Source organism: Mycolicibacterium confluentis (assembly GCF_010729895.1).
GTDB lineage: Bacteria > Actinomycetota > Actinomycetes > Mycobacteriales > Mycobacteriaceae > Mycobacterium > Mycobacterium confluentis.
The window spans coordinates 2,794,451-2,821,410 of record NZ_AP022612.1; the positions used below are offsets into that span (position 1 = coordinate 2,794,451).

A 26,960-nucleotide genomic window follows, 5' to 3' on the forward strand; every position below is an offset into this window, starting at 1 on the left:
AGCCTCAGACCTCGTCGTCGGGGCCCGTCGACCGCACGGCTTCCGCGGCAGCGCGGATCTGCGGCGTCACCAACATGATCTGCCCGAGCACGCCGTTGACGAAGCCCGGCGAATCGTCGGTGGACAGCTCCTTGGCCAACTCGACGGCCTCGTCGACGGCCACCGGTTCCGGAACGTCCTCGGCGTGCAGCAGTTCCCACACCGCGACCCGGAGGATCGCGCGGTCCACCGCAGGCAGACGTTCCAGCGTCCAGCCCTGCAGATGCGAACTGATCAGGTCGTCGACGTGCGCGGCGTGCTCGGTGACCCCGCGCGCCACGGTGTAGGTGTACGGCGCAACGGGATCGATTTCTGGTTTCACTCGCGCGAGCTCGGCCCGCGCGTCGGCGATCTCGGCGGGTGTCAGCCCGCGCGCCTCAGCCTCAAAGAGCAGGTCGACCGCGCGCTTGCGGGCCTGATGCCTGCCCTTGACCGGCTTGGAAGCCTTGTTCAGCCTGCTGTCAGCCATTCACGCGGCCCAGGTAACTTCCGTCGCGGGTGTCGACCTTGAGCTTGTCACCGGTGTTGATGAACAGCGGCACCTGCAGCTCGGCACCGGTCTCCACGGTCGCCGGCTTGGTGCCCGCGCTGGAGCGGTCACCCTGCAGGCCCGGCTCGGTGTGGGTCACCACGAGTTCGACCGACACCGGCAGCTCCAGGTACAGCGGCACGCCGTCGTGGAACGCGATCTGCACCGGCATGCTCTCCAGCAGGAAGTCCGCGAGCCGACCGACCAGCGCCTCGGACAGCGGGTGCTGCTCGTAGTCCTCGGAGTCCATGAACACGAAGTCGCTGCCGTCGCGGTACAGGTAGGTGGCGTCGCGGCGGTCGACGGTGGCGGTCTCGACCTTCACACCCGCGTTGTACGTCTTGTCGACGACCTTGCCGGACAGCACGTTCTTGAGCTTGGTGCGGACGAAGGCCGGACCCTTACCTGGCTTGACGTGCTGGAATTCGATGATCTGCCACAGCTGTCCGTCAATGTTGAGGACGAGGCCGTTCTTGAAGTCGGCAGTCGATGCCACGGTCGGTGCTCCTTAAATCGGGAGAATGTGCAGTTCCTTGGGGAACCGCGTAAGCAGTTCGGGAGCGTCCGCCTCCCCGACCACAAGCGTGTCCTCGATGCGGACACCGCCGCGATCGGGCAAGTAGACACCAGGCTCCACGGTCACCGCCGAGCCAGCAAGCAGTGTACCGGCGGCGCTGGCATTGATTCCCGGCGCTTCATGGATCTGCAGTCCGACGCCGTGTCCGAGGCCGTGGCTGAAGGTGTCGCCGTAGCCTGCGTCGACGATGATCTGCCGAGAAGCGGCGTCGACGTCCGACAGCGCGACGCCGGGAGCCAGCGCGTGCCGTCCGGCGCGCTGCGCGGCCGCCACCAGGTCGTAGATTTCGCGCTGCCAGTCGGCGGCGTGCCCCAACACAAAGGTCCGGGTCATGTCCGAGTGATAGCCGGCCACCAGTGCGCCGAAGTCAATTTTGACGAAATCGCCTGCGGCCAGGACGGTTTCGGTGGGGCGGTGGTGTGGAATGGCGGAGTTCACACCCGCGGCGACGATCGTCTCGAACGACACGCCGTCGGCGCCGTGATCGAACATCAACGCCTCGAGGTCGTTGCGCACCTGCTTCTCGGTGCGCCCAGGTCGCAGTCCCCCGCGCTCGATCAGATCGGCCAGGGCCGCGTCGGCGGCCTCGCACGCCAACCGCAGCAGGGCCACCTCACCGGCGTCCTTGACCTCCCGCAGCGATTCGACGGCACCCGAAGCCCGCACCAGATCCGTGCTCGCATGGTCGACCAGCGTTCGGGACAGCACGTCGAACGCATCGACCGTCAGCACATGCCCCTCGAACCCGAGACGGCGCACGCCGTCGGTGGCTGCGCGCAGTGCCAGGCACCGCCCGCAGGCGCGTTCGATGACCACCTCGACGTCCGGGGCCTGCTTGGCCGCCTGGGTGCGATAGCGCCCGTCGGTGGCCAACACGGCGGTCCGTCCGTCGGCGTAGACCAGCAGCGCCGCGTTCGACCCGCTGAACCCCGAGAGGTACCGGACGTTGTTGAGGTCGCTGACCAGCATCGCGTCCAGATCCGCGGACTGTAACGAAGCACACAACCTGTCACGGCGCTGGGAATGTGTCACGCCGCATCACGGTACTCGCTACGCTGACTCCCCATGAGCAAGTGGTTGTTGCGCGGACTGGTGTTCGCAGCGCTGATGGTCGTGGTCCGTCTGGTGCAGGGCACCCTGATCAATCAGTTCGAGACGCAGGCGTTGTTGATCAGCGTCGTGGCGCTTGCGGTGTTCGGGCTCATCGCTCTGCTCTGGGGCTTCGCCGACGGACGCTTCGACGCGCGCGCCAACCCCGATCCGGACCGCCGCAACGACCTCGCGATGACCTGGCTGGTCGCCGGTCTGGTTGCGGGCCTGTTGTCCGGGGCGGTGTGCTGGCTGCTGTCGCTGCTGTACCCCGCGCTGTACGTGGGCGGGCTGATCAACGAACTGACGACGTTCGCCGCGTTCACGGCGCTCCTGGTGTTCCTGCCGTCGATCACCGCGGTGGCCGTCGGCCGCTGGCTCGTCGACCGGAAGGCCCCGCCTGTGCAGCGCAAGACGCACAGCCTCGAGGAGTCCCGCACCGACACCGACGTGTTCGCCGCGGTCCGCGACGACGAAGGCGCCGCGGCGCAGACCGAACAGCAGACCTCGTCTGTCGCGGTCGCCGAGCGGGACACCGAGACCGTCAGCCCGGACAAGGACCGTCCCAGGGACTGAGCGGGTCGGCCCGGGGCTCAGGCCCCGCGGGCGACCTCGGAGTAGGCCGCCGCCAGCAGGGCGGGATCGGGTCCCTCGAGCCGTCCCGGCTTGGCCAGCCCGTCGAGCACGACGAACCGCAGCACGCCGGCCCGGTTCTTCTTGTCGCCGGCCATGTACTCGAGCAGTTGCGGGAGCGCGTCGGCGTCGTAGCTGACCGGCAGGCCCAGCGCCTCCAGCACCGTGCGATGCCGATCGGCGGTCTCGTCGTCGAGGCGTCCGGCCAACCGGCCGAGTTCGGCGGCGAACACCAACCCCACCGACACCGCGGCGCCGTGGCGCCAGCGGTACCGCTCGCGACGTTCGATCGCGTGCGCCAAAGTGTGGCCGTAGTTGAGGATCTCGCGCAGCGCCGACTCCTTCTCGTCGGCGGCCACCACCTCGGCCTTGACCGCGATGGCGCGGCGGATCAGTTCGGGCAGCACGTCACCGCCCGGGTCGACGGCCGCGGCCGGGTCGGCTTCGATGAGGTCGAGGATCACCGGGTCGGCGATGAAGCCGGCCTTGACGATCTCGGCCATGCCTGCGACGAGCTCGTTGGGCGGCAGCGTCTGCAGCGTCGCCAGATCGACCAGCACCGCGCGCGGTTGGTGGAACGCACCGACGAGGTTCTTGCCGGCATCGGTGTTGATGCCGGTCTTACCGCCCACGGCGGCGTCGACCATGCCCAGCAGGGTGGTCGGAATGTGCACGATGTCCACGCCACGCAGCCAGGTGGCCGCGGCGAAGCCCGCCACATCGGTGGCCGCTCCCCCGCCGAGGCTGACCACGGCGTCCTTACGGCCGATGCCGATGCGGCCCAGCACCTCCCAGATGAAGCCCACGACCGGCAGTTCCTTGCCGCCCTCGGCGTCGGGGATCTCGATGCGGTGGGCGTCGATTCCCTTGTCCGCCAAGTGGCTTCGAACGGCCTCGGCGGTCTGCGCCAGGGTGGGCTGATGCAGGATGGCGACCTTGTGGGTGCCGGCCAACTGCTCACCCAACTCACCGAGCAGGCCGGTGCCGATGATGACCGGGTACGCCGGGTCGGTCGCCACCTCGATGGTGACGGGTGCGGGGACGGGTGTGCTGTCGCTCATTCACGAACCTCGGTGCGGCGGGCAGCCAGCGCGGCGGGTGTCGCCGGCGTGACTGGCCCGGTGGGCGGACTGGGGGTCTCGGGGGCCTTCGGGGATGTGGTGGCGTCGCCGGATCCGTTGCCCGGCTTGGCCGAACCGCCGTTGGACAGCCGCCACGGGGGACGGCGCCTGCGGCGGTTGGAACGTGCGGAGCGATCCGTATCGGGCTCCTCCAACCTGGCCGCAAGATGCCGCACGACGGCACCCGGATTGCGGCGGTTGGTGTTGATCCGGATGGTGGCCACCCGCCGGTACAGCGGAACGCGGTCGGCCATCAGCTTGCGGTACTTCTCGGCCGGGTCACCGCCTTCGAGCAGTGGCCGCACCGCGCCCTGCGTGGTGCGCCGAACCCCTTCTGCGGCACTGATCTCCAGATAGACGACCGTGTGCCCCACCAACGCGTCGCGGACGCCGGGGGTGGTGACGGCCCCGCCGCCCAGCGACACGATGCCGTCGTGCTCGGCAAGCGCGGCCCTGACGACCTCCTCCTCGATGCGGCGGAACTCGGCCTCACCGCCCTCGGCGAAGATCTCGGGGATCTCCTTACCCGTGGTCTCGACGATCTTGACGTCGGTGTCCAACAGCGGCAGCCCCATCGCCTTGGCCAGGCGTCGCCCGATGGTCGATTTGCCCGAACCCGGCATGCCGACCAGCACGGCCTTGGGAGCCATCGTCGCGCCTAGCCCGACGCGACCGTCTGTGACGCGGTGGGTTCGCGCTCGGCCACGGCCTTCAGATAGGAGTCGATGTTGCGGCGGGTCTCGGTCAGCGAGTCCCCACCGAACTTGTCGAGCACCGCGCGCGCGAGCACCAGCGCCACCATCGTCTCGGCGACGACACCGGCGGCGGGCACCGCGCACACGTCCGAGCGCTGGTGGATCGCCACGGCCTCGTCACCCGTCGCCATGTCGACCGTGGCCAGGGCGCGCGGCACCGTCGAGATGGGTTTCATCGCGGCCCGGACCCGCAGCGGCTGGCCGTTGGTCATGCCGCCCTCGAGTCCTCCGGCGCGGTTGGTGGAGCGCACCACACCGTCGGGGCCCGGGTAGATCTCATCGTGCGCCTGGCTGCCGCGACGCCGCGCGGTCTCGAAGCCGTCACCGACCTCGACGCCCTTGATCGCCTGGATACCCATCAGGGCCGCCGCAAGCTGGCTGTCGAGGCGGTTGTCGCCGCTGGTGAAGGAGCCCAGGCCGATCGGCAGGCCGTGGGCCACGACCTCGACGACGCCGCCGAGCGTGTCGCCGTCGCGCTTGGCGGCCTCGATCTCGTCGATCATCGCGGCTTCGGCGTCGGCGTCGAACGCGCGCACCTGACTGGCGTCGATGGCCTCCAGGTCACCCGGTTCCGGTGTCGGTCCGGTGTAGGGCGCCGACGCACCGATGGAGATGACGTGGGAGAGCACCTCGACGCCCAGTGCCTGGCGGAGGAATTCCCGCGCGACGGTGCCTGCGGCCACCCGGGCCGCGGTCTCACGCGCGCTGGCGCGCTCCAGGACGGGCCGAGCGTCGTCGAAGCCGTACTTGAGCATGCCCGCGTAGTCGGCGTGGCCGGGGCGCGGACGGGTCAGCGGCGCGTTGCGCGCGACGTCGAGTTCGGACGCGTCGACGGGGTCGGCCGCCATGACCGTCTCCCACTTGGGCCATTCGGTGTTGCCGATCTCCACCGCGACCGGGCCACCCATGGTGAGGCCGTGGCGGACTCCCGCGAGCACACTCACCTGGTCCTGCTCGAACTTCATCCGCGCACCGCGGCCGTAGCCGAGGCGGCGCCGCGCCAACTGGGCGGCGATGTCGGCAGAGGTGACGTGCACTCCGGCGACCATGCCTTCGATCACGGCCACCAGTGCACGGCCATGGGATTCACCGGCAGTAGTCCATCGCAACACGTGTCTCATCTTCCCACGTGGGCGCGCGCAGACGTAATTGGTCCTAACCGGCGGCGATCACCGCCAACGCCGTCGCGGCGCACATGCCCGGACCGTGCGGCACCGCGGTGCGCCGGACGGCGAGCGCACCGACGACGGTCAGCACGGGCGCGCCCACCGCAGCGAGAGCCCACGCCCCGGTCCCGAAGGCTCCCGTGAGCGCCCCGACTCCGAGCGCGAGCTTGACGTCGCCCGCGCCCAGTCCCGTCGGCGAGACGAGGTGCACCACCAGATACGCACCGGCCAGGGTCAGCGCGCCCGCCAACGCCGCACCTCCATGTCCGAGAAGGGCCGCGGTCACGAGAATCACCGCGGCAGGCGGCAGTGTGAGCGCATTCGGCAGTCGGTGCGTGCGCAGGTCCCAGACGCTGAGCGCCACGAGCCAGGCCGTCACCACGATCGCCGTCGCCCACACGCGGGCCAGGCTAAGCACCGAAGTGGCACGCTCGTGGACCGCGATCCCCAGGGCGCTACTGCAGCGCGGCCGCCATCTCCGCGCGTGGCGCGGGACGCCCGGTGAACTGCTCGACCTGCGCGAAGGCCTGATGCAGCAGCATCTGCAGTCCGCTGACGACGGTCCCACCGGACTCGGCGACCGCGGCCGCCAACGGGGTGGGCCAGGGGTCGTACAGCACGTCGAGCAGCGCCGCGGCGCCACGCAGTGCGTCGACGTGCGTCGCAGCGACGTCGGCGGGAACGGTGCTGACCACCACTGAGGCGTCGGCGACGGCCTCGGCCAGCGCGCGGTGCTCCAGCGGGCAGTGCCGGGCCACCACCCCGAGGCGCTGCGCCACGTCGATCAACTCGGCGGCCCGTTCCGCGTTGCGGGCGGCGATCGTCACCGACTCAGCACCCGCGTGCACGAGGCCGGCCAGCGCGGCGGGCGCGGTGCCGCCCGCGCCGACCACGACCGCACTTCCCGACACGGGCACCGACGCCGAGGCCAGCGCCCCGATGACGCCGTCGACGTCGGTGTTGTCGGCGCGCCATCCGCGCTCGGTGCGTACCAGGGTGTTGGCCGAGCCGACCAGTTCCGCACGCGCGGTGCGCTCGTCGGCAAAGGCCAGCGCCGCGAACTTGCCCGGCATGGTGACCGACACTCCGACCCATTCCGGACCGAACCCGCCGACCAACGCGGGCAACTGTTCGGCCGTGCACTCGATGCGGTCGTAGGTCCAGCCCGTCAGGCCGAGCGCGCGATACGCCGCCAGGTGAAGCAGCGGTGACTTCGAGTGCGAGATCGGCGAACCCAGCACTGCGGCGCGGCGCGCCCCGGCGGGATCAGCGGGCACTGTCGAGGACACCGTTGCGCTGGGCCACCTCGATGTTGGCGAGATGCTGCTCGTAGTCCTTGGTGAACAGCGTGGTGCCCTGCATGTCGATCGTCACGAAGTACAGCCAGTCGCCGGGCGCGGGGTGCTCGGCGGCCTCCAGGGCCGGGTCACCGGGGGCTCCGACCGGCGTGGCGGGCAGACCCTCCGACGCGTAGGTGTTCCACGGGGTGACCGTGGCGCGGTCCGCATCGGTGGTGGCGATCTCCTGGCGGTCCAGGGAGTAGTTCACGGTCGAGTCGAACTCGAGGCGCTGAGGCACGGCGAGGCGGTTGTAGATCACCCTGGCGACCTTGGCGAAGTCCTCGGGCGTCGACTCCTTCTGCACCAGGGACCCCACCACCAGGACGTCGTAGGGCGACATCCGCAGGTTGGCGGCGGTCTCGATGAGGCCGCGGTTGGTGTAGTGCGTGGTGCTGGTGCCGATCAACGAGGACAGGATGCTCGTCGGGGACCCGTCGGGGTCGACGTTCCAGGTGCCGGGCGCGATCAGCCCCTCGATGCGGCGGTGGTCGTCACCCATCGCGGTCACACGCTCAGCCGCCCATTCCGGCACCTGCAGTTCCGTCAGCGTCGCGGTGCCTGCGGCGGCCTTCAAGTCGGCCGCGGGCACACACTTCTGCTCGCCGTTGAGATCGACACAGCTGGCCTTGGAGATCATGGTGAACACGCCGTCGGTCACGGCACCGGACTTGACGTCGGCGATGTCGTCCAGTTGCCGCCCCTCGGGGATGGTCAACTTACCGACCCGGTTGCTGGGATCGGCGAGCTTCTCGACGGCCAGGGCAGCCGGAATCTCGGTGCGCACGCGGTAGAAGCCGGGCTGAATGGCGGCGATCGCATCGCTGCCCGCGGCGGCGTCGACGAAACTCTTGGACGTGGCGACGACGTTGGCCTCGGCCAGGGTCTTCCCGACCGCCGTGGTCGAGTCGCCCTCGTGGATCTGGATCACGACGTCGTCGACACCCTCGCCCGCGAAGTCATCCGGAGTGCCCGACATGCCGTGCCAGAGCTTGGATCCGACGAACACGAGGCCGAGCACCACCGCGATGAGCACCGCCACCGTCAGCACGGAGACCCATCGCCTGTGCCGCCGATGCCGTTCGGCCCGCGCGCGTGCGGCCCGGGACATGCGGCGACGCGGTGGCCCGACTGCGACCGGTTGCGCCCGTCCGGGTTCCACATCGTCAGTCATTCGACCCCTCGGGTTGAGAATTGCCCAGTACTGTACGGCGCTGGTCCAACCAGCCCTGCAGAATTGCCACCGCGGCGGCCTGATCGATCACGCTGCGCTGTCCTTTGGCGCGCACGCCGGCCTCCCTCAACGACCGGGAGGCCGAGACTGTGGTGAGCCGTTCGTCGGCCATCCGGACCGGAATGTCGGCAAGCCGTCTGCTCAACGCCTCGGCCACCTCGATGGCGTCCTGAGCCGACGCGCCGGCCCGGTCGGCCAGGGTGCGCGGCAGCCCGACGATCACTTCGACGACGTCGTATTCGGCGGCCAGCGCGCAGAGCCGGGCCAGATGCCTGGTGCTCGACTTCTTGCGGTCTCGCGCAACGGTTTCCACGGGTGTGGCCAGGATGCCGTCCGGATCGCTCACCGCGACACCGATGCGGACCGTCCCCACATCGACACCGAGCCTTCTGCCGCGGCCAGGGTCATCGGCGCCGGGTCGGTCAGGCTGCCGGTGCGGGTCGGAATCCACGCCGGTCAGCTCCGCGCGACCTCGGCTCGAAGCGCCGCCAGCGCCGTCTCGATGCCACCGGGGTTCTTCCCGGAACCCTGCGCCAGGTCCGCTTTTCCGCCGCCGCGACCGTCGACGGCCGACGCGAGGGCCTTCACCAGATCGTTGGCGCGCAGACCCAGATCCTGGGCCTGCGTGTTGGTGCCCACCACGTAGGGAACAGATCCGTTGTCGCCCTCGGCGATCAGCGCGATGACGGCGGGTTCTGAGCCCAGGCCGGCGCGGATATCACCGACCAGCGAGCGCAGATCGTTCGCCGTCATCCCGGCCGACATGCGCTGCGCCACGAGTCGGACCCTCCCGACCGTCTCGGCGCCCGCGGCGGCATTCGCGGCCGCTGCGCGCGCCGTCGCCAACCGCATCTTCTCGACTTCACGCTCGGCGACCTTGAGCCGCTCCACCAGGGTCGCGACGCGGCCGGGCACCTCCTCCGAGGGCACCTTGAGCGAGGACGCCAGTCCGGCCAGCAGCGCGCGCTCCTTGGCCAGGTGCTTGAACGAGTCCAGGCCGACGTAGGCCTCGACACGGCGCACGCCCGATCCGACCGACGATTCGCCGAGCAGTGTCACGGGCCCGATCTGCGCCGAGTTGTGCACGTGGGTGCCGCCGCACAGTTCCAGCGAGAACGGCCCGCCGATCTCGACGACCCGCACCTCCTCCGGGTAGGCCTCACCGAACAGCGCCATGGCGCCCATCGACTTGGCCTTCTCGAGTTGGGTGTGGAAGGTGTTCACCGCGTAGTCGGCCTCGACCGCCTCGTTGGTGATGAGTTCGATGTCACTGCGCTGCTGCTCGGAGAGCGCACCCTGCCAGTTGAAGTCGAAGCGCAGGTAGCCCGGGCGGTTCAGCGAACCGGCCTGGACGGCGTTGGGCCCCAACACCTGCCGCAGGGCGGCGTGCACCATGTGGGTGCCCGAATGGCCCTGCGTCGCGCCGTGGCGCCACTTGGCGTCGACGGCCGCGGTGACGGTGTCACCCTCGACGAACTCTCCGGACTCGACGTTGACCCGGTGCACGAACAGCGTCTTGGCGATCTTCTGCACGTCGGTGACCGCAGCCTTGGCGCCGCCGCCGGTCCCGGTGCCCGAGATGGTGCCGATGTCGGCGATCTGACCGCCCGACTCGGCGTACAGCGGGGTGCGGTCCAACACGATCTCGACCCGGTCCAAGGCGGGCGCTTCGTTGCCTGACCGCGCGTGGTGGCTCACCACCGGCACCCGCTTACCGTCCACGAAGATGCCGAGAATCTTTGCCTCGGAACTCAATTCATTGAATCCGGTGAACTCGGTGGGACCGGAGTCGACGAGTTCGCGGTACGCGCTGAGATCGGCGTGGGCATGCTTGCGGGCCGCGGCGTCGGCCTTGGCGCGACGGCGCTGCTCGGCCATCAGCTCGCGGAAGCCCAGTTCGTCCACCGAGAGTCCGGCCTCGGCGGCCATCTCCAGGGTCAGGTCGATGGGGAACCCGTAGGTGTCGTGCAGCGTGAAGGCGTCGGTGCCCGACAGCACCGACTTACCCGCCGTCTTCGTGCTCTGCGCGGCCTCGTCGAAGAGGCGCGAACCCGCGACCAGCGTGCGGTTGAACGCGGTCTCCTCGGCCACCGCGATCCGGTGGATGCGGTCGAAGTCCGTGACCAGTTCGGGGTACGACGGGCCCATCGCGTCGCGGACCGTGGTCATCAGTTCGCTCATGATCGGCTGGTCGACACCCAGGAGCTTGGCGGCCCGGATGATCCGGCGCAGCAGTCGGCGCAGCACGTAGCCGCGGCCCTCGTTACCCGGTGTGACGCCGTCACCGATGATGATGGCCGCGGTCCGGCTGTGGTCGGCGATGATCCGGTACCGCACATCGTCGGTATGGCTTCCCTGGCCGTACCCGCGCGGTGCGACCGCGGCGACCGTGTCGATCACCGGGCGCACCAGGTCGGTCTCGTAGACGTTGTCGACGTTCTGCAGAAGGCACGCGATGCGCTCGACGCCCATACCGGTGTCGATGTTCTTGCGCGGCAGCGGACCCAGGATCTCGAAGTCGTCTTTCGAGGTGCCCTCGCCGCGCTCGTTCTGCATGAACACGAGGTTCCAGATCTCGATGTAGCGATCCTCGTTGGCCTCAGGCCCGCCCTCGATGCCGTACTCCGGGCCCCGGTCGTAGTAGATCTCCGAACACGGGCCGCACGGCCCCGGGATGCCCATCGACCAGTAGTTGTCGGCCATTCCACGGCGCTGAATGCGCTCAGACGGCAGGCCGGCCACCTCCTGCCACAGTCCGACGGCCTCGTCGTCGTCGTAAAAGACGGTGGCCCAGAGCCTTTCCGGGTCGAAGCCGTAACCGCCCTCGGACACCGGATTGGTCAGCAGCGTCCAGGCCAGCTCGATCGCGCGCCTTTTGAAGTAGTCGCCGAAGCTGAAGTTTCCGGCCATCTGGAAGAACGTGTTGTGCCGAGTGGTGATCCCGACCTCGTCGATGTCCGGGGTGCGGATGCACTTCTGCACGCTGGTGGCCGTGGCGTACGGCGGGGTGCGCTGGCCGAGGAAGAACGGGACGAACTGCACCATGCCGGCGTTGACGAACAGCAGGTTCGGATCGTCGAGAATCACCGAGGCGCTCGGCACCTCGGTATGGCCCGCGTTCACGAAGTGATCGAGGAACCGCTTCCGGATCTCGTGTGTCTGCACGTCGTCACTTTCCTCTTGCCGAATCGGCGACCGCCGCTGAAGCGCTCACCTGCGTTGACCGACCTACATTACCGGTCCCATGAGTCAGCCCTCCACGAAGCTCAACCGCACCGACCGCTGCGGATTGTCCCTGTTCAGGTCGACCAGCACGACACTCTGCCAGGTGCCCAGCAGCGGCCTGCCGTCCAGCACGGGAATGGTGACCGACGGGGACACGATCCCGGGCAGCACATGGTCGGCGCCGTGCCCGGGTGAACCGTGTTCATGCCGGTAGCGGCCGTCCCGGGGCAGCAGGCGCTCGAGTGTGTCGACAAGGTCGTGGTCTGAGCCCGCACCCGTCTCGATGATCGCGACGCCCGCGGTGGCGTGCGGGACGAACACGTTGCACAGGCCCGCGCCGCGGGGCGCGCAGAACGCCTGCACCTCGTCGGTGAGGTCAGCGATCCGACGCCGCGATGTGTCGACTTCGAGCACCTTGCTGTCCATCTGTCCAGGGTAGGCAGGTCCAGACGTGGTGGTCTCCCACCTCCCGGCGCGAAAGTGCAGTGAGGGTCGTCGTCCATTGCCGGTGACGACCCTCACGGCAATCTGGGCGCCACCGCTGACGTCGGGCGGAGTAATTCACGCCCGCGTTTATCGCTCTGGGCAGTGGGGTATCTCACCGAAACCAGTTCATCGGCTCCCAACCAGCGAGGCAGACATGACCATCACCGGAATCATCAGTGCGATCCTCATCGGCGCGCTCGTCGGGGTGCTGGCGCGCCTTGTGCTGCCCGGCAAGCAGTCCATCGGCGTCCTTCTGACCGTGATCGTGGGCATCATCTCAGCGTTACTCGGCACTGCCCTGGCCCGGGCCATGGGCATCCCGACCGCGACCAACGGGGTCGACTGGCTGGAACTGCTCGTCCAGGTGGTCGTGGCGATCGCCGGCGTGGCCCTGGTCACGGCCCTGATGGGTCGACGCCGTCGCTCAGGCCTCCTGCGGCGCTAGACCACCCGGACCTGGTCCCGGCTGACTCCCCTCCACCGGGTCAGCCGGGATCACTGCTGTGTGGGGCGTTGCCGACCCCCGGCCCGGCGGATGATGGCCCGCAGTTTCTCCACCCGCGTGGAGATCTCGCGCTCGGCCCCGCGCGACGTGGGGCGGTAGTAGTCGGTACCCACCAGGTCGTCCGGCGGATACTGCTGCGCCACAACACCGTCGGGATGATCGTGGGCGTACTTGTAGCCCTGCGCATGGCCCAGCGCCGCCGCACCGGCGTAGTGGCCGTCGCGCAGGTGCGCAGGCACCATGCCGGCCTTCCCCGCCCTGATGTCGGCCATCGCCGCACCCAGGGCCGTGGTGACGGCGTTGGACTTGGGCGCCGTCGCCAGGTGCACGGTCGCGTGCGCGAGGGTCAGCTGCGCCTCGGGCAGCCCGATCAGCTGGACCGTCTGCGCCGCGGCCACCGCGATCGGCAGCGCGGAGGGGTCCGCCATACCGATGTCCTCACTGGCCAGGATCATCAATCGGCGCGCGATGAACCGCGGATCCTCACCTGCGGTCAACATCCGCGCCAGGTAGTGCAGCGCGGCGTCGACATCGGACCCGCGCACGCTCTTGATGAAGGCACTGATGACGTCATAGTGCTGATCGCCGTCGCGGTCGTAGCGCACCGCGGCCTGGTCCAGCGACTGTTCGACGGTCTCGACGGTCACCGGCTCCCCCGCTGCCGCGGCCGTCTCGGCGGCCACCTCGAGTGCGGTGAGTGCGCGCCGCGCATCCCCCGCGGCCAACTGGACCACGAGGTCGACGGCGGTGTCGTCGACCTCGATCCGGCCGCCGAGGCCGCGGTCGTCGTGGATGGCGCGCCGCACCACGGTGGCGATGCCCGCGGGGTCCAGTGGCCGCAACTGCAGGATCAGCGATCGGGACAGCAGGGGCGCCACCACCGAGAACGACGGGTTCTCCGTGGTGGCGGCGACCAGCAGCACGATCCGGTTCTCGACCGCGGCGAGCAGCGCGTCCTGCTGGGTCTTGGAGAAGCGGTGCACCTCATCGATGAACAGCACGGTCTGTTCGCCGTAGGCCGCCGCGCGGCGGGCCACATCGATGACCGCGCGCACCTCCTTCACCCCGGCCGACAGCGCCGACAACGCCTCGAACCGCCGTCCGGTGGCATGCGAGATCAGTGACGCCAGAGTGGTCTTGCCGGTGCCGGGCGGCCCGTACAGGATCACCGAGGCTGCGCCGGAGCCGTCGACCAGGCGGCGCAGCGGCGAGCCGTGCCGCAGCAGGTGGTCCTGCCCGACGACCTCGTCGAGGCTGGCCGGCCGCATGCGAACCGCCAGCGGCGTGGACGGACCGACGGCGGACAGCGCCGAACCGCCGTCGGCCGACTCCGAGGGGTCGGCGCCGGGCACGTCGAACAGGCCGTCGCTCACGTTGTGTGCTTACCACGCGCCCGCGACATGCACGAGATGCCGCACCACTGAGGCGACAGGGGTGACTGCGATCACCCCGAGGTGATAAACCTGGGAGGTCTCACCACGCGGGTGGGCGAAAGGAATGTTATGACGCTGCTGCACCGGATCGGCGCGATCTGCCTGCTCGCCGTCGCCGCCACCCTCGGACCTGCCCCGACCGCCGCGGCCGACCTCGTCCCGCCCGCCGACGGCTACTACGTGTACTCCGAGCCCGGCAAGCCGGCCGCGTACTGGACCATGCAGGCGCTGTGCGTCCAGGCCAGCGGCACGCGGGCCCAGGAGGACTACACCGACACCACGATTCAGACGCTGGGCTGCACACTGCTGGTGTCGTCCAAGACCGAGGACAACTTCACGCCCGACGAGGCGCTGCTCAACATGGCCGGCCGCAGCCGGCTGACCGGCGGACAGTGGACATTCACGAACACCGCGGCCAGGCTCGTGTGCCCCGACGGCAGCAACGCGCCAGTCACCGACAACTTCGCGTTCGACCAGGCCACGCTCACGGGCACCCGGACCACCATCTGGGACGCGGTGTGCGGCCGCCAGCCGGGCATGACGAAGACTCCTTTCACACTGGCCTTCGCCGGCCCGCTGGACCCGCCGGTGGACAACAGGTTCCCGCCGATGTGCGATTACCTGGCGGGACGGCCCAGCATCTGCTCCTGAGTCACTCGGGGGCCGTGACGAAGTCGATGAGTTCCTCGACGCGGCCGATCAGCGCCGGTTCGAGGTCGTTCCAGTCCCGGACCGTGGAGCGGATGCGCTGCCAGGCCCGCGCGATGTCGGCCTGATCGGCGTGCGGCCAGCCCAGGGCGTCGCAGATGCCGTGCTTCCATTCGACGCTGCGCGGGATCTTCGGCCAGGCCGCCAGGCCCAGCCGGTCGGGTTTGACCGACTGCCAGATGTCGACGTACGGGTGGCCGACGACCAGGGTGTGCGCACCGCCGGGTCCGCGTTCGACCTCACGCGCGATCCGCTCCTCCTTCGACCCCGGCACCAGGTGGTCGACGAGGCAGCCGAGCCGGCGGCCCGGACCCGGAGCGAAATCGGCCACAATCGCGGGTAGATCGTCGACGCCGCCGAGGTATTCGACCACCACACCTTCGATGCGCAGGTCGTCGCCCCACACCTGCTCGACGAGTTCGGCGTCGTGCCGGCCCTCGACGTAGATGCGGCTGCGCAGCGCGACCCGAGCCCGCGCTCCGGTGACCGCGACCGATCCGGATGCGGTGCGCGCGGGGGCCTTCGGCGCCGCGGCCTTCGGCGGGGTGAGGATCACCGGCGCACCGTCGATCAGGTAGCCCGGGCCGACGGGAAAGCCCCGGACCCGGCCGTGCCGGTCCTCGAGGTCCATCCGGCCGTACTCGATCCGCACGATCGCGCCGACGAATCCGCTGGTCGCATCCTCGACGACGAGACCGATCTCCGCGGCGCGTTCGACGGACTTCGGCCGGCTGCGCTGATGCGGATTGCGGGACAGGATGTCGTTGCCGTAACGGTCGCTCACCCGAGCGATCCTAGGCAGCCCGGACCTCGACGCCGGGTTTCGCCACGCCCGACTCTCAACCCCCGGCGGCGACCGCCAGTCTCGCCGGATCGGAGGTGACTTCGTCGATCACGGTGTGGATGAACCGCATTTTCTCCAGCACCGGAGCGGGCAGCACGAACGGGTAGAGGTCGTCATGGCCCATCGACCGGTTGACCATGTTCAGGCCCCACGCCAGCGGCAGCCACATCTCGATGATGCGGTCGAAACCGCTGGGGCCGAGCACCCTTCGGTCGAACGTCGCACCCGCCGGGGCGAAGCCGAAGGCGGCGGAGGTGTCCAGGGTGTCGCGGATGTGAAGGTAGTGCGCGAACGTCTCGGCCCAGTCCTCGGCCGGGTGCATGGTGGCATAGGAGGAGACGAACTCCTGCTTCCAGCCGGCTGGTGCACCGTTGGTGTAGTGCCGGTCCAGCGCCTCCTGATAGTCGGCATCGGGGTCCCCGAACAGTTCGCGGAACCGGGCCGAGTATTCGACCGAGCTGCCGATCAACCGGTAGAAGTAGTAATGCCCGATCTCGTGGCGGAAGTGGCCCAGCAGGGTGCGATACGGCTCCTCCATCGAGATCCGCAACTGCTCGCGGTGCACATCGTCACCCTCGGCGAGATCCAATGTGATGACCCCGTTCTCGTGGCCCGTGAACACCTTCTCGTTCTCACTGGAGAGCAGATCGAAGGCAAGCCCGAACTGCGGGTCGGCGTCGCGGCCCACGATGGGCAGCTTCAGCTCCGCCAGTTCGGCGATCAGTCTGCGCTTGGCGCGCTCGGCGGCCGCGAATGCCGCCAGGGCCTTGGTGTCGGTGTCATGGGGCCGGGTCTGGGTGAGCCGGCATGAGGCGCACAGCTCACCCTGCACGGTGCCGGCGGGGTCGCGTTTGACCAGCCAATTGCACTCCGCCAGATGCAGGTTGGCGCACAGCCGGTACTGCGAGGAGTCCACCGCGCCACCGTGTTCGCTGTCCTGCCCCGACGCGATGACCAGCATCGCACCGTCACTCAGGGAGAAGCCGACGGCGCTGCCGCAGGACAGGCACAGGGAGTTCTCGAACGTCAGATGCTGACCGCAGTTGGGGCACAAGAAATCACGCATGCAGCACCCCTCCATCGAATGGCGCCACGTCCACCGACACCTCGATCGTGCTTTTCTCGGAGTCGGTGTAGATGATGCCCCGCAGGGGTGGGACGTCGGCGTAGTCACGACCCCATCCCACGACGACGTAGCGTTCGTCGACCATCTGGTCGTTCGTCGGATCCAGCCCCAGCCATTGGCCCTGCGGTGTCCACACCGCCGCCCAGGCATGGGTGGCATCGATGCCCACCATGCGCTCCTTTCCCGGTGGAGGGTCGGTGGCCAGGTACCCCGAGATGTAGCAGGCGGCCAACCCATTCGCGCGCAGGCAGGCGATCGCGAGCCTCGCGAAGTCCTGACATACCCCCTCGCGCGCAGCCAAAACCTCGGCCACCTGGGTGGAGACGGTCGTCGAACCGGACCGGTAGGTGAAGTCGTCGAAAATACGGGCGTTGAGGTCGGTGAGAACCTCGATCAGCGGGCGGCCGGGGAGGAAACTCGGGGCGGCGTACTCCCGGACGGCGTCGGTGATCTCGGGCGGTTGCAGGTCGAGGGTGAACTCGGTGGCCAGCGCGCTGTCGAGGCCCACGGGCCGGGCGATCTCCCACGGCGCCACCGCCGAACCTGCGCCGTAGTGCTCGGCGGGCGGCGGGTCGACCTCGACCACCGAGGTGCCGGTGACGGTCAGCTGCCGGTGCCGCTGGGTGACGTGGAAGTAGCTGCTGATGTTGCCGTACGCATCGCGGCTCGTGGAGCGGTCGGCGGGCGCTGGGTCGATGTCCAGTTCGTGGGTCAGGCAGCGCTGTCGCGCGACGTCGCGCGGGGTGAGGAAACCCCGCCCGTAGGAGCTGGTCACGACGTCCGAGTAGCGGTAGCGGGTTTCGTGGGTGATGCGATAGCAGCGGCTGGGCCGCTCGCTGGCCGGGGCCGGGACGGGTCCGTCGGGATAGCTGGTCATGGCAGCAGCCGCCTCTGATCGGGTCCCCACAGGGGCTGGATGTCGCCGGGCAGTGACAGCTGCGTCGCGGTGATGACCGTCGACAGTTCGCGCAGGCCCTCGTTCACACCGTCGAGCAGGCCACGCAGTTCGGCGCGGGTTCCGTCGCTGTCGGTGGCCTCCAGATCCTCGGGGTCGATGCGGCGCAGGCGCGTGCTGATCTCGTCGACCAGGCGCTCGGCACGCGAGGAACCGGAGGCGCCGGGCAGCGCACGCAGATTCGCCCGCAACCGCTCCAGCTGGTACACCAGCGACCGCGGGTTCTCGGCGTCGAACAACACGAGTTCAGCCACTGCGGCCACACTGACCTTGCCGAGATTGCGGCGCCGGTAGATCATCGCCGATTCGCAGACCACGAGCGTGGACTCGGTGATCGCCTGATCGGATTCGGGGCTGCGGGCCGTGGTCATGGTCGCCCGCAGCAGCGCCGAGAGCCCGAGGCCGCGTTCGATGCGCCTGCCGATGTCCATCATCGTCCAGCCCACGTCCTGGACCATCGACTCCGCGGCGACGCCGGCCAGCGCGAGCATCCCGGCCAGGGTCCCGGAGTGGGCCGCGGCCATCTGGGTGTCGGCGATCACCTGTGAGTTCGGCGTGGTCGACGCCAGCGGCAGCACCGCCCGGTCGACGGCGGCCAGGACCATCCAGGTGTCGTTCGACATCTGGTCGCGCACACCGCGCGCGACCCGGCCGAGACGCTCGATGGACTGCGCCAGCGATCCCGGCCTGGCCCGGTCGGTGGTCAGCGACCACAGCGTCGTCGGCGTGGTTGCGATCATCTCGGCGCGGTCGCCGCCGGATCCAGTGTCGGTGCCGGTGAGCTGCCCCAGGGCCGTCAGCAGCGCGGGCACGCACTCACTGGCGTCGCTGTACTGCCGGTGCCGGTACTCGTGATACCGCTCGCGGGTGACCGTGAGCAGTCTTGCCATATGCTCGGCCCGCTCGGCGTAGCGACCCGTCCAGAACAGATCGGAGAGCACACGCGGCGAACTGACCGCGCGGATGCCCGCCGCGCTGACGGGCCGAACGGGCGCGAGGTCGGCGGCCGGCGCCGGGGCCTCAGCCTGAACCCCTGCCGCGGTGGTCGGCAGGATCCAGATGTCCTTGGCCGCAACGGTGTTCGGCGTGTGCGAGCCGGGACCGGGCGCCACGACATAGCCCAGCCCCCCGATCATCGGCGCATAGCCACCACGCTGCGACACGCTGAACAGGCGCAGGCCCACACCGGCCGAGGACAGGCCACCCCGCTGGTGTGCGGTCGGCGCGGAGGAGAACTGCGCGAACTCCTGCCCGATCCACTTCCAGGGTTCGGAGGTGATGCACCCAGCCAGCGATTCACGCCGGACCGACGACAGGTTCGGACCGATGATGTCGGGTCCGCCGACGGTGGACCGGATGAGCAGCGAGCCCAGGTTGGCGAGCAGATGGGATCGCTCGACATCGATTCCGCCCCAATAGGTTTGGACGGTCGGCAGCAGCGTCGTCTCGCCGAGCAGTTCCTGTGCCAACTCCGGCAGGAATCGCAGCAGCGCCGGGCTCTCCAGGATTCCGCTGCCGATGGTGTTGACGACGGTCACGGCTCCGCGGCGCGCCGCCTCGACCAGGCCGACGACCCCCAGTCGCGAGTCGGCTCTCAGGTCCAACGGATCGGACCAGGCCGCGTCGACGCGCCGGAGCACGACGTCGACGCGCTTGAGGGTGCCCAGCGAACGCATCCACAGCTTCCCGTCACGGACAACGAGATCGGCACTCTCGACGAGCGGGAAGCCCAGCAACGAGGCGAGGTAGGCCTGGTCGAACGCGGTCTCGGAGAGGATGCCCGGGCTGAGCACCACCACCACGGGATCCTCGGCCTTCTCGGGCGCCGCCTCGATCAGCGAGAGCCGCAACGCCTGGGCGAACGGCGAGGTCGCCCGCGGTGCGACCTGTTCGTACAGTTCGGAGAACGCATGCGCGATGACCCGGCGATCGGCCAGCGCGTAGCCGGCACCCGAGGGTGCCTGGGTCCAGTCGGCGTTGACCACGAACCCGTCGCCGTCGGGCCTGCTGACGTCGCAGCCGTGCATGAACAGTTGGTGGCGCCCTGGCACCTCGATGCCGCGCGCGGCACGCAGGTAGCCGGGGTGAGCAAACAGCAGTTGAGCAGGGAAGGCCCCGGACGTCAGAGCGCGGCGCGGACCGTAGAAATCCGACAGCACGGCGTCGAGCAGCCTGGACCGCTGCACCAGGCCGGCCTCGAGGGTGTCCCAGTCCGCCGACGAGATGAGGAACGGGATGGGGTCGAGGCGCCACGGCCTCGGATCGGTGGTGTCGACGCCGCCGGCATCGGGCGCAGCCTCGACCGGCGTGTAGGAGATCCCGTCATGGTCGATGAGTGTGAGCACGTCGCCGCGCAGCCGGTCCAATCCGGTCCGGCCGCGGCGGGCCACAGCCTCGGCCAGGTCGCGCCAGACTTCCCGCACATCGCCCGTCTCGTCGACGAACTCGTCGTACCGGTCCCCGGCATCCCCGGTCGGGCCGAACAGCGTCTCCTGGTTCCTCCCGGCCCGGTATCCGGCCAGCAACCCGTCGGGGTCTGCGGGAACCTCCGCATACACCTCGGGATCAGGGGCGGGCAGCGGGACGGACAACCTCGACCTCCTGTCCTCTGGCAAATGTCCAGAATCGTACAAGGACAGGGATGCCGCCGAAGATCCGCGCCGCCGGAGATCGATTCGGCAGCGCTGCGGCTCGGCAGGTCATTGCAGCACGGTACGCACCCGGCGCAGATCGAGGATTCCCGGCGCGCCCACGTCGGTCGACTGGCGCGCCTGCTTCTCGCGGAGGTCGCCGAGGTCGACCCTCCCGGGGGTGAACCCGGTGGCCTCGAAACGTCGCCCGCGGCGGGATTCGGCCTCGACGGCGTTGACGGGCGGGGTGTCATACGACCGACCCCCCGGGTGTGCGACGTGGTAGGTGCATCCGCCCCGGGACATGCCCGCCGCGGTGTCGACGAGTTCGAAACGCAGAGGCCCGTCGACCGTGATGGTCGGGTGCAGGGCGCTCGGCGGCTGCCAGGCCCGGTAGCGGACTCCCCCGACCTGGACGTCGGGGTTGTCGGTGGCCAGCAGCGGAATCGGGTGACCGTTGCAGGTGACGACGTGGCGCTGCCGGTCGGCACCGATCAACCGGACCTGGAGGCGTTCGATCGAGGAGTCGACGTAGCGCGCGGTGCCGGTGCCGGTGGACTCCTCGCCGAGGGTGTTCCACGGTTCGATCGCACCTCGGAGTTCGATCTCGACACCGTCGAAGACCGCGGTGCCGATGCGCGGGAAGCGGAACTCGGTGAACGGGTCCAGCCAGCTGGTCTCGAAGTCGATGCCGTGCGCGCGCAGATCGGCGGCCACGTCGGCGATATCGTGGATCAGGTAGTGCGGCAACAGGTATCGGCCGTGCAGGTTCGCACCGTGCCGGATCAGGGGTGCCCGCAGGGGCTGGTCCCAGAACCACGACACCAGCGAGCGGACCAGCAGCGACTGCACCATCGCCATCTGCGGGTGCGGCGGCATCTCGAAGCCGCGCAGTTCCAGCAGGCCCAGCCGGCCGCGGGCGCTGTCGGGGCTGTAGAGCTTGTCGATGCAGAACTCGGCTCGGTGGGTGTTGCCGGTGATATCGGTCAGAAGATGGCGCAGCGCACGGTCGGTGATCCACGGCTGGGGAGCTCCGGACGCGGTCAGCCTGGCGATCTCGGCGAACGCGATCTCGAGTTCGTAGAGGGCTTCGGCACGGCCCTCATCCACGCGCGGTGCCTGCGACGTGGTGCCGACGAACCGGCCCGCGAACAGATAGGACAGTGCGGGGTGCCGCTGCCAATAGGTCAGCAGCGACACCAGCACGTCCGGCCTGCGCAGCATCGGAGAGTCCGCCGGCGTGGTCCCGCCGAGCGTGATGTGGTTTCCGCCGCCGGTGCCGCCGTGGGTTCCGTCGACCTCGAAGGACTCGGTGGACAACCGGGACAGGCGGGCCTGCTCGTACAGCGTCTCCAACTGCGCGCGCTGTTCGGCGAAGCTTGCGGTGGGCGCGACGTTGACCTCGATCACGCCGGGATCCGGGGTGATCGACATGATCTGCAGTCGCGCGTCCGGCGGCGGGCCGTATCCCTCGATCACCAGTGGGCAGCGCAGCGCCGCGGCGGCGCTCTCGAGCCGTCCCACCAGATCGAAGAAGTGGTCCAGTTCGTCGGTCGGCGGCAGGAACACGTAGAGCAGCCCGTCGCGAATCTCGGCGACCAGGGCCGTGATCGGCGCATCCGGCGCATCCTCGACTTCAGCGGTCTCAGCCTCGTCGGCGTCGGAGTCGCCGCGTTCGGCCAACGGATCGGCGGTGAACGTGGTGCGGGGCGGCTCCCAACTGATGGCGTTCAGCGGCAGTCGCAGGCCTGCGGGCGAGTCGCCCTCGAGCAGCACGATGCGGCCGCGGCGCAGTCTCCAGTCCGCACTGGCCCAGCCGGCGTCGTCCTCGGCGCGGTGCAGCGGCAGGACATGGGCCGCGGGTTCGGTGACGGCGCTGTCCAACCGGGCCAGCAGGGCCGCGCGGGCCGCCCTGCTGTCGTCCGCCAGATCGTCGTCCTCGGAGACCGCGGCACCGGCCGGCAAGCGCACCGAGGCGGCCAGTCGACTCAGTGGGTCCTCGAAGGCGGGCCGCACCTGGGTGCGCGGGAGTCCGAGCCCGTCGGCGATCGCGGTCAGCAGATCACGGTCGCTGCCGTCGGCCACCGAGTCGAGTTGCGGACCCTGCGTCCACGGGTCGGCCAGAAGCGTTTCGTCGTGCCACACGGGTTCGCCGTCAGAGCGCCAGTACAGCCCGATCTGCCAGCGCGGCAGCGGTTCTCCCGGATACCACTTGCCCTGGTTGCGCTGCACCAGGCCGAAGGGCGCCCACACCTGCTTGAGGCGGGCGGCCAGAACCGAGGCTCGTTCCCGCTTGTGTGGCCCGTCGGCCTCGGTGGTCCACTCGGGGTCGACCTGGTTGTCGATCGACACGAATGTGGGCTCACCGCCGACCGTCAACCGGACGTCGCCCTCATTGAGCCGCTTGTCGACACGTGCGCCCAGGTCGACGATGGCCGCCCACGCGGAGTCCGTGTAGGGCAACGTGACCCGCGGGTCCTCGTGGATCCGCGTGACGGTGTTGGAGAAGTCCAGTGTGGTCTCGGCGACGCCGGTGGAGCCTGTGATGGGCGCCGCCGACGACGGGTGCGGTGTCGCCGACAGCGGGATGTGACCCTCCCCCGCGAACAGGCCCGACGTGGGGTCCAGGCCGATCCAGCCCGCGCCCGGCACGTAGACCTCGGTCCAGGCGTGCAGATCGGTGAAATCGGCTGCCGGGCCGGACGGCCCGTCGAGGGCTTCGACATCCGACGACAGCTGGACCAGATAGCCGGAGACGAACCGGGCCGCGAGACCCAGCTGACGCAGGATGGACACCAGCAGCCAGGCCGAGTCGCGGCAGGAGCCCACCGCGGTCCGCAACGTGTGATCCGGCGTCTGCACACCGGGTTCCATCCGGACGCTGTAGCCCACGTCGGCGTTCACAGCGTGGTTGAGCGCCACCAGGAAATCGATGGTCCTGGTGGCCGGCGGCACGATGAAATCCCGGACCCAGGCGCTGACCAGATCCCCCGGGCCCGTGCCCTCCTCCCCCTCGTCCACGGGGCGCAGATACGGCTTGAGGTCCTCAGCCATCGCCTTGGGGTAGACGAACGGGAAGGTCTCGGCGAACTCCTCGATGAAGAAGTCGAACGGGTTGATCACCTTGAGGTCGGCGATCAAGCCGACGGTGATGGTCAGCTGCCGGGTGCGGTTCGGGAACACGAGGCGGGCCAGGAAGTTGCCGAACGCGTCCTGCTGCCAGTTGATGAAGTGGTCGGCGGGTTCGATGTCCAGCGAGTAGGCCTCGATCGGCGTACGCGAATGCGGTGCGGGGCGCAGTCGCACGACGTGCGGATGCACCTCAACCAGACGATCGAACGTGTAGCTGGTGCGATGTTCCAGCGCCACTTTTATGCCCATGACAACTGATCCCATCACAAGCTCGGAAGGCCCGCATCGCACGAGGCGGGCCCGCGCGGGTCAGTCGACGACGCCGGACAGCCCGAAATCGTCCAGGGTCCGCTCGACGACGGCACGCACCGCCGAGCGGGAGTTCTGGGCGCCGACCGTCCAGGCCGCGACGGTGACGAAGACCTTTCCGCCGGCGCGTCCCGACGCCAGGTACAGGTGGCCGCCGAGGCCCTCCAGGATCTTGGGCGTGACCTGCGGTTCGAGCATCCGCAACGAGATGAGGTCGGCGTCGGTGCCGTCGGGTCGGTTGACCTCAGCGTCGAGGTCGCCGAGGTTTGAGCAGCCGATCGGCTGGCCGACCTTGAGGATCATCTTCTCCAACCGGCGCATCAGCACCTTGGGCACCAGCGGGGTCAGCGGGAGCGGCGCGAGATTCGCGTCACCCGCCGCGGTGAGCTCCGTGAGCTCCTTCTTGAGCGCGCCGCGGATCGCCGCGAGGTCGATGAGCGCGAGTTCCGGGTCGGCCATGACGGTGATGGTGTTCAGGGCATTGGCGCGGGTGTCGTTCTCGGTCCGGTTGCTGACGGGGAACGACAGCATGGCCTGGCCGTCGGCGTCGAGCCGGCCCAGGTTGTGCCCGAGCCTTGCCGCGAACCCGGCGAACATTGAATTGCTTGTTCCACCAAGCGCTTTGGTCTTGGCGTCCCACTTCTCGGCATCGATGTGGACCGTGACGGTCGGCACCACGACGGGTTCCTTCGACGCCTCGCGACTCGCCGCCCCGACCGACTTGGCCGACGTCGCAAGTTCATCGCCCTGCTCGCGGGCCACCTTGGCGGTGGCCGCGACGGCGCGGGCGATCTCGGGGATCGAGCGCAGCGACTGCGCACCGTCCTGCAGGAGGGCCTGCATGCGGGTTCGCGACTTCGGCGCTGGATATCCGAGGTCTCGACGGACCCCGCCCGCGGCGTCGGCGATCGCCAGGCTCAACCCCAGTGCGTCGGCGACCGAATGCGAGACGACCAGCGACACCGCCGAACCACCCGTGCTCAGCGGTGTGACGCCCAGATGCCATGCGGGCCCCCACTCCGGGTCGACGGGAACACGAATGCGTTCGTCGGCCCAGGCGGCGACGTCGGCGCGGTCGCAGTCGCGCACCGCGATCTCGATGTCGTCGGGACCGCGCGAGGTGACCCATCGGGGCTGGCCGAACGGCAGGGGTGAGCGTTCGATGCGGCGACCGAGCAGGCCGTGTCCCAGTTCGCGGTGAAACCGGCGCAGGCCGTCGAGGTCGGCGCCGTTCTCGTAGATCCAGAGGAACTGAATGATCGGGGCACGCCCGAGCGCGCGCAGACCCTTGAAGGAACCCTGATCCATGTAGGTCAGCGTGTTGGACACCTCACCGCTCATGCGGGCACCATACCGTCACCGCGGCGGCGGCCCAGCTTGATGCCGAGTTCGTCGGGTGGCACCACATGATCGTCCGCACAACGAATTTCAACCCGCGCCTCGGCCCCACAGCCCAGGTGAGTCAGCCGCAGTCTGGTGTCCTCGAGATACCGAAGCCCCCATTCGAACATCGCCCAGACGACGGGCATCAGATCGGTGCCCGCCTGCGTCAGCACGTATTCGTGCCGGGTCCGCTTCCCGGGCTCACGGTAGGGACGTTTGGTCAGCAGGCCCGCGTCGACGAGTTCGGTCAGGCGGGCCGACGCGGCGGCGTTGGTGATGCCCACGCGTTGCGCGAAATCGTCGAATCGCGTGGTGCCGTAGTAGGCCTCTCGCATGATCAGCATGGCCGATTTGGTGCCGACCACGGCCATGGTCTTCTCGATCGGGCAGTGGCCGACGGCCGACCACGAGTCGCGGTCCTTCAGTGGGCCCACGAGTGTCACCACCGGAATCAACCTCGCTCCTGAGTTGTTTTAACTATACCCAGGCTGGTATGTCTGGGTATACATCAGAATAGTCAGCGGAGGTTCACATGACCGGATTTTCAGATCGCGACGCCGTCATCGTCGGTGCGGTGCGCACCCCGGTCGGCAAAGGCAAGCCCGGCGGGGCGCTGCACGGTGTGCTGCCCGCCGATCTCCTGGCCCACAGCCTGCGGGAACTCGTCGCGCGGACGGGCATCGACCCCGCTGAGGTGGACGACGTGATCGCCGGCGCAGTTACCCAGGTGGGCGATCAGGCCGTGAACATCGCCCGCAACGCCCTGCTGGGCGCGGGCTTCCCCGAGTCGGTGCCCGGCACCACCGTCGACCGGCAGTGCGGCAGCAGCCAGCAGGCCATCAGCTTCGCCGCCCAGGGCGTGCAGGCGGGTGCCTACGACATCGTCATCGCCGCGGGCGTGGAGTCGATGAGCCGAGTGCCGATGGGCTCCTCGGTGACACCGGGAAGCAACCCCTTCGGCAACGACATGGCCGCGCGCTACCCCGAGGGCCTCGTCGCCCAGGGCATCAGCGCGGAGTTGATCGCAGCCAAGTGGAACCTGTCGCGCACCGAACTCGACGAATTCTCCGCGAACAGCCACGAGAAGGCCGCCCGCGCGACCAAGGAGGGCCTGTTCGACAACGAACTCGCGCCCATCGCGGGTCTGACCACCGACGAGATCATCCGCCCCGGCAGCACCGTGGAGAGCCTGGCCGGCCTACGACCCGCGTTCTACAACGAGGCCGTCGGCGCGCGATTCCCACAGATCAACTGGTCCATCACGCCGGGCAACTCCTCGCCGCTGTCCGACGGCAGCGCCGCAGTGCTCATCACCAGTGGTGCGGCGGCCAGGCGACTCGGGCTGACCCCGTTGGCGCGCGTCCACACCACGACGGTCGTGGGGTCGGACCCGCTGTACATGCTCACCGGTGTCATCCCGGCGACCGAGAAGGTGCTGCACCGCTCGGGCCTGGCGCTGTCGGACATCGACCTGTTCGAGGTCAACGAGGCGTTCGCGCCCGTCGTGCTCTCGTGGGCGAAGGAGACCGGCGCCGACCTGGCCCGCACCAACGTCAACGGCGGCGCCATCGCGATCGGACACCCGCTGGGCGCCAGCGGCGCGCGGATCATGACGACCCTGGTCAACGCCCTGCATCAGCGCGGCGGCCGCTACGGCCTGCAGACCATGTGCGAGGGCGGCGGCATGGCCAACGCGACCATCATCGAGCGCCTGTGAGCCATCGCACCCGGTGATCATCGACAC

24 protein-coding genes are annotated in these 26,960 nt (G+C 69.3%); 4 read left to right on the top strand and 20 right to left on the bottom strand.

Translation table 11 applies throughout. The features are described 5' to 3' along the window. Positions 1–4: 4 nt before the first annotated feature. Genes nusB through G6N34_RS12935 form a run of 3 tightly spaced genes read right to left on the bottom strand, consistent with a single transcriptional unit; the run spans position 5 to position 2,177 of the window. The gene (gene nusB / locus G6N34_RS12925) at positions 5–508 is read right to left on the bottom strand and encodes a transcription antitermination factor NusB (RefSeq protein WP_085157545.1); all 504 of its coding nucleotides are present in this window, start codon (positions 506–508) and stop codon (positions 5–7) included. Next, entirely contained in the window at positions 501–1,064 is a 564-nt protein-coding gene (efp, locus tag G6N34_RS12930) for an elongation factor P (protein ID WP_085157543.1), read from the bottom strand. Before efp ends, nusB begins: the two co-directional genes overlap by 8 nt. Positions 1,065–1,076: 12 nt before the next feature. Next, complete coding sequence (locus G6N34_RS12935; RefSeq protein ID WP_085157540.1) at positions 1,077–2,177, bottom strand: M24 family metallopeptidase; 1,101 nt, start codon at positions 2,175–2,177, stop codon at positions 1,077–1,079. Positions 2,178–2,210: 33 nt separating this feature from the next. Here G6N34_RS12935 and G6N34_RS12940 point away from each other — a divergent pair, with 33 nt between their 5' ends. Continuing rightward, on the top strand, positions 2,211–2,810 hold the full coding sequence (locus tag G6N34_RS12940) for a B-4DMT family transporter (protein ID WP_085157520.1): 600 nt from the start codon (positions 2,211–2,213) through the stop codon (positions 2,808–2,810). A 17-nt stretch (positions 2,811–2,827) separates the two neighbouring features. Here the strand turns inward: G6N34_RS12940 and aroB are convergent, their stop codons facing one another. The 9 genes from aroB to G6N34_RS12985 all read right to left on the bottom strand — a co-directional run bounded on the left by aroB (position 2,828) and on the right by G6N34_RS12985 (position 12,131). Further along, positions 2,828–3,928: a 3-dehydroquinate synthase gene (aroB, locus tag G6N34_RS12945; RefSeq protein WP_085157517.1), complete on the bottom strand. Its 1,101-nt coding sequence runs from the start codon at positions 3,926–3,928 to the stop codon at positions 2,828–2,830. Next, positions 3,925–4,638: a shikimate kinase gene (locus G6N34_RS12950; RefSeq protein ID WP_085157514.1), complete on the bottom strand. Its 714-nt coding sequence runs from the start codon at positions 4,636–4,638 to the stop codon at positions 3,925–3,927. Before G6N34_RS12950 ends, aroB begins: the two co-directional genes overlap by 4 nt. An 8-nt stretch (positions 4,639–4,646) precedes the next feature. After that, positions 4,647–5,855, bottom strand: coding sequence for a chorismate synthase (gene aroC, locus G6N34_RS12955; protein WP_085157511.1), 1,209 nt, complete (start codon positions 5,853–5,855; stop codon positions 4,647–4,649). A gap of 43 nt (positions 5,856–5,898) precedes the next feature. Further along, positions 5,899–6,309, bottom strand: coding sequence for a prepilin peptidase (locus tag G6N34_RS12960; RefSeq protein ID WP_109788702.1), 411 nt, complete (start codon positions 6,307–6,309; stop codon positions 5,899–5,901). A 55-nt stretch (positions 6,310–6,364) separates the two neighbouring features. Continuing rightward, positions 6,365–7,186 (bottom strand): shikimate dehydrogenase, encoded by an 822-nt coding sequence (locus G6N34_RS12965; protein ID WP_234813129.1) that lies wholly within the window; start codon positions 7,184–7,186, stop codon positions 6,365–6,367. Continuing rightward, positions 7,176–8,420: an endolytic transglycosylase MltG gene (gene mltG / locus G6N34_RS12970; protein ID WP_085157503.1), complete on the bottom strand. Its 1,245-nt coding sequence runs from the start codon at positions 8,418–8,420 to the stop codon at positions 7,176–7,178. Before mltG ends, G6N34_RS12965 begins: the two co-directional genes overlap by 11 nt. Next, on the bottom strand, positions 8,413–8,931 hold the full coding sequence (ruvX, locus tag G6N34_RS12975) for a Holliday junction resolvase RuvX (protein WP_085157502.1): 519 nt from the start codon (positions 8,929–8,931) through the stop codon (positions 8,413–8,415). The genes mltG and ruvX overlap by 8 nt, the downstream gene beginning before the upstream one ends. A gap of 5 nt (positions 8,932–8,936) precedes the next feature. Next, positions 8,937–11,645: an alanine--tRNA ligase gene (gene alaS / locus G6N34_RS12980; protein WP_085157501.1), complete on the bottom strand. Its 2,709-nt coding sequence runs from the start codon at positions 11,643–11,645 to the stop codon at positions 8,937–8,939. A gap of 84 nt (positions 11,646–11,729) precedes the next feature. Next, a complete protein-coding gene (locus G6N34_RS12985; RefSeq protein WP_085157500.1) occupies positions 11,730–12,131 on the bottom strand; it encodes a secondary thiamine-phosphate synthase enzyme YjbQ in 402 nt (133 codons plus the stop codon). Between the two features lie 214 nt (positions 12,132–12,345). Here G6N34_RS12985 and G6N34_RS12990 point away from each other — a divergent pair, with 214 nt between their 5' ends. Beyond that, positions 12,346–12,636, top strand: coding sequence for a GlsB/YeaQ/YmgE family stress response membrane protein (locus tag G6N34_RS12990; RefSeq protein ID WP_085157499.1), 291 nt, complete (start codon positions 12,346–12,348; stop codon positions 12,634–12,636). 50 nt (positions 12,637–12,686) lie between these two features. Here G6N34_RS12990 and G6N34_RS12995 read toward each other — a convergent pair whose 3' ends face one another. Then, positions 12,687–14,069, bottom strand: a complete 1,383-nt coding sequence (locus tag G6N34_RS12995) for a replication-associated recombination protein A (protein ID WP_085157497.1) — start codon at positions 14,067–14,069, stop codon at positions 12,687–12,689. 129 nt (positions 14,070–14,198) lie between these two features. Between G6N34_RS12995 and G6N34_RS13000 the strand changes: the two genes are divergently transcribed. After that, positions 14,199–14,780, top strand: a complete 582-nt coding sequence (locus tag G6N34_RS13000; protein WP_085157496.1) for a hypothetical protein — start codon at positions 14,199–14,201, stop codon at positions 14,778–14,780. Position 14,781: 1 nt separating this feature from the next. Here G6N34_RS13000 and G6N34_RS13005 read toward each other — a convergent pair whose 3' ends face one another. The 7 genes from G6N34_RS13005 to G6N34_RS13035 form a co-directional block, all read right to left on the bottom strand. Continuing rightward, positions 14,782–15,621: a DUF3097 domain-containing protein gene (locus G6N34_RS13005; protein ID WP_085157495.1), complete on the bottom strand. Its 840-nt coding sequence runs from the start codon at positions 15,619–15,621 to the stop codon at positions 14,782–14,784. A gap of 55 nt (positions 15,622–15,676) precedes the next feature. Then, on the bottom strand, positions 15,677–16,747 hold the full coding sequence (locus tag G6N34_RS13010; RefSeq protein ID WP_085157494.1) for a zinc-binding metallopeptidase family protein: 1,071 nt from the start codon (positions 16,745–16,747) through the stop codon (positions 15,677–15,679). Continuing rightward, complete coding sequence (locus tag G6N34_RS13015; protein WP_085157493.1) at positions 16,740–17,684, bottom strand: transglutaminase family protein; 945 nt, start codon at positions 17,682–17,684, stop codon at positions 16,740–16,742. Before G6N34_RS13015 ends, G6N34_RS13010 begins: the two co-directional genes overlap by 8 nt. Further along, positions 17,681–20,353 (bottom strand): circularly permuted type 2 ATP-grasp protein, encoded by a 2,673-nt coding sequence (locus G6N34_RS13020; RefSeq protein ID WP_234813128.1) that lies wholly within the window; start codon positions 20,351–20,353, stop codon positions 17,681–17,683. The genes G6N34_RS13015 and G6N34_RS13020 overlap by 4 nt, the downstream gene beginning before the upstream one ends. Positions 20,354–20,461: 108 nt before the next feature. Further along, entirely contained in the window at positions 20,462–23,773 is a 3,312-nt protein-coding gene (locus G6N34_RS13025) for a transglutaminase family protein (RefSeq protein ID WP_085157487.1), read from the bottom strand. Positions 23,774–23,833: 60 nt separating this feature from the next. After that, entirely contained in the window at positions 23,834–25,174 is a 1,341-nt protein-coding gene (locus G6N34_RS13030) for a hypothetical protein (RefSeq protein ID WP_085157485.1), read from the bottom strand. Then, the gene (locus G6N34_RS13035; RefSeq protein WP_085157483.1) at positions 25,171–25,662 is read right to left on the bottom strand and encodes a winged helix-turn-helix transcriptional regulator; all 492 of its coding nucleotides are present in this window, start codon (positions 25,660–25,662) and stop codon (positions 25,171–25,173) included. Before G6N34_RS13035 ends, G6N34_RS13030 begins: the two co-directional genes overlap by 4 nt. Positions 25,663–25,748: 86 nt before the next feature. On the opposite strand from G6N34_RS13035, the gene G6N34_RS13040 reads away from it, so the two are divergent. After that, the gene (locus G6N34_RS13040; protein WP_085157478.1) at positions 25,749–26,933 is read left to right on the top strand and encodes a thiolase family protein; all 1,185 of its coding nucleotides are present in this window, start codon (positions 25,749–25,751) and stop codon (positions 26,931–26,933) included. Positions 26,934–26,960: the final 27 nt, after the last annotated feature.

Bases quoted from the DNA above. Each gene is read 5' to 3' on its own strand.
- nusB (WP_085157545.1), bottom strand. From the start codon at position 508: ATGGCTGACAGCAGGCTGAACAAGGCTTCCAAGCCGGTCAAGGGCAGG.
- G6N34_RS13000 (WP_085157496.1), top strand. From the start codon at position 14,199: ATGACGCTGCTGCACCGGATCGGCGCGATCTGCCTGCTCGCCGTCGCC.
- G6N34_RS12990 (WP_085157499.1), top strand. From the start codon at position 12,346: ATGACCATCACCGGAATCATCAGTGCGATCCTCATCGGCGCGCTCGTC.
- G6N34_RS12950 (WP_085157514.1), bottom strand. From the start codon at position 4,638: ATGGCTCCCAAGGCCGTGCTGGTCGGCATGCCGGGTTCGGGCAAATCG.
- G6N34_RS12940 (WP_085157520.1), top strand. From the start codon at position 2,211: ATGAGCAAGTGGTTGTTGCGCGGACTGGTGTTCGCAGCGCTGATGGTC.
- G6N34_RS13040 (WP_085157478.1), top strand. From the start codon at position 25,749: ATGACCGGATTTTCAGATCGCGACGCCGTCATCGTCGGTGCGGTGCGC.
- G6N34_RS13025 (WP_085157487.1), bottom strand. From the start codon at position 23,773: ATGGGCATAAAAGTGGCGCTGGAACATCGCACCAGCTACACGTTCGAT.
- aroB (WP_085157517.1), bottom strand. From the start codon at position 3,928: ATGAGCGACAGCACACCCGTCCCCGCACCCGTCACCATCGAGGTGGCG.
- G6N34_RS13015 (WP_085157493.1), bottom strand. From the start codon at position 17,684: ATGACCAGCTATCCCGACGGACCCGTCCCGGCCCCGGCCAGCGAGCGG.
- mltG (WP_085157503.1), bottom strand. From the start codon at position 8,420: ATGACTGACGATGTGGAACCCGGACGGGCGCAACCGGTCGCAGTCGGG.
- G6N34_RS13030 (WP_085157485.1), bottom strand. From the start codon at position 25,174: ATGAGCGGTGAGGTGTCCAACACGCTGACCTACATGGATCAGGGTTCC.
- G6N34_RS13010 (WP_085157494.1), bottom strand. From the start codon at position 16,747: ATGCGTGATTTCTTGTGCCCCAACTGCGGTCAGCATCTGACGTTCGAG.
- G6N34_RS12985 (WP_085157500.1), bottom strand. From the start codon at position 12,131: ATGGACAGCAAGGTGCTCGAAGTCGACACATCGCGGCGTCGGATCGCT.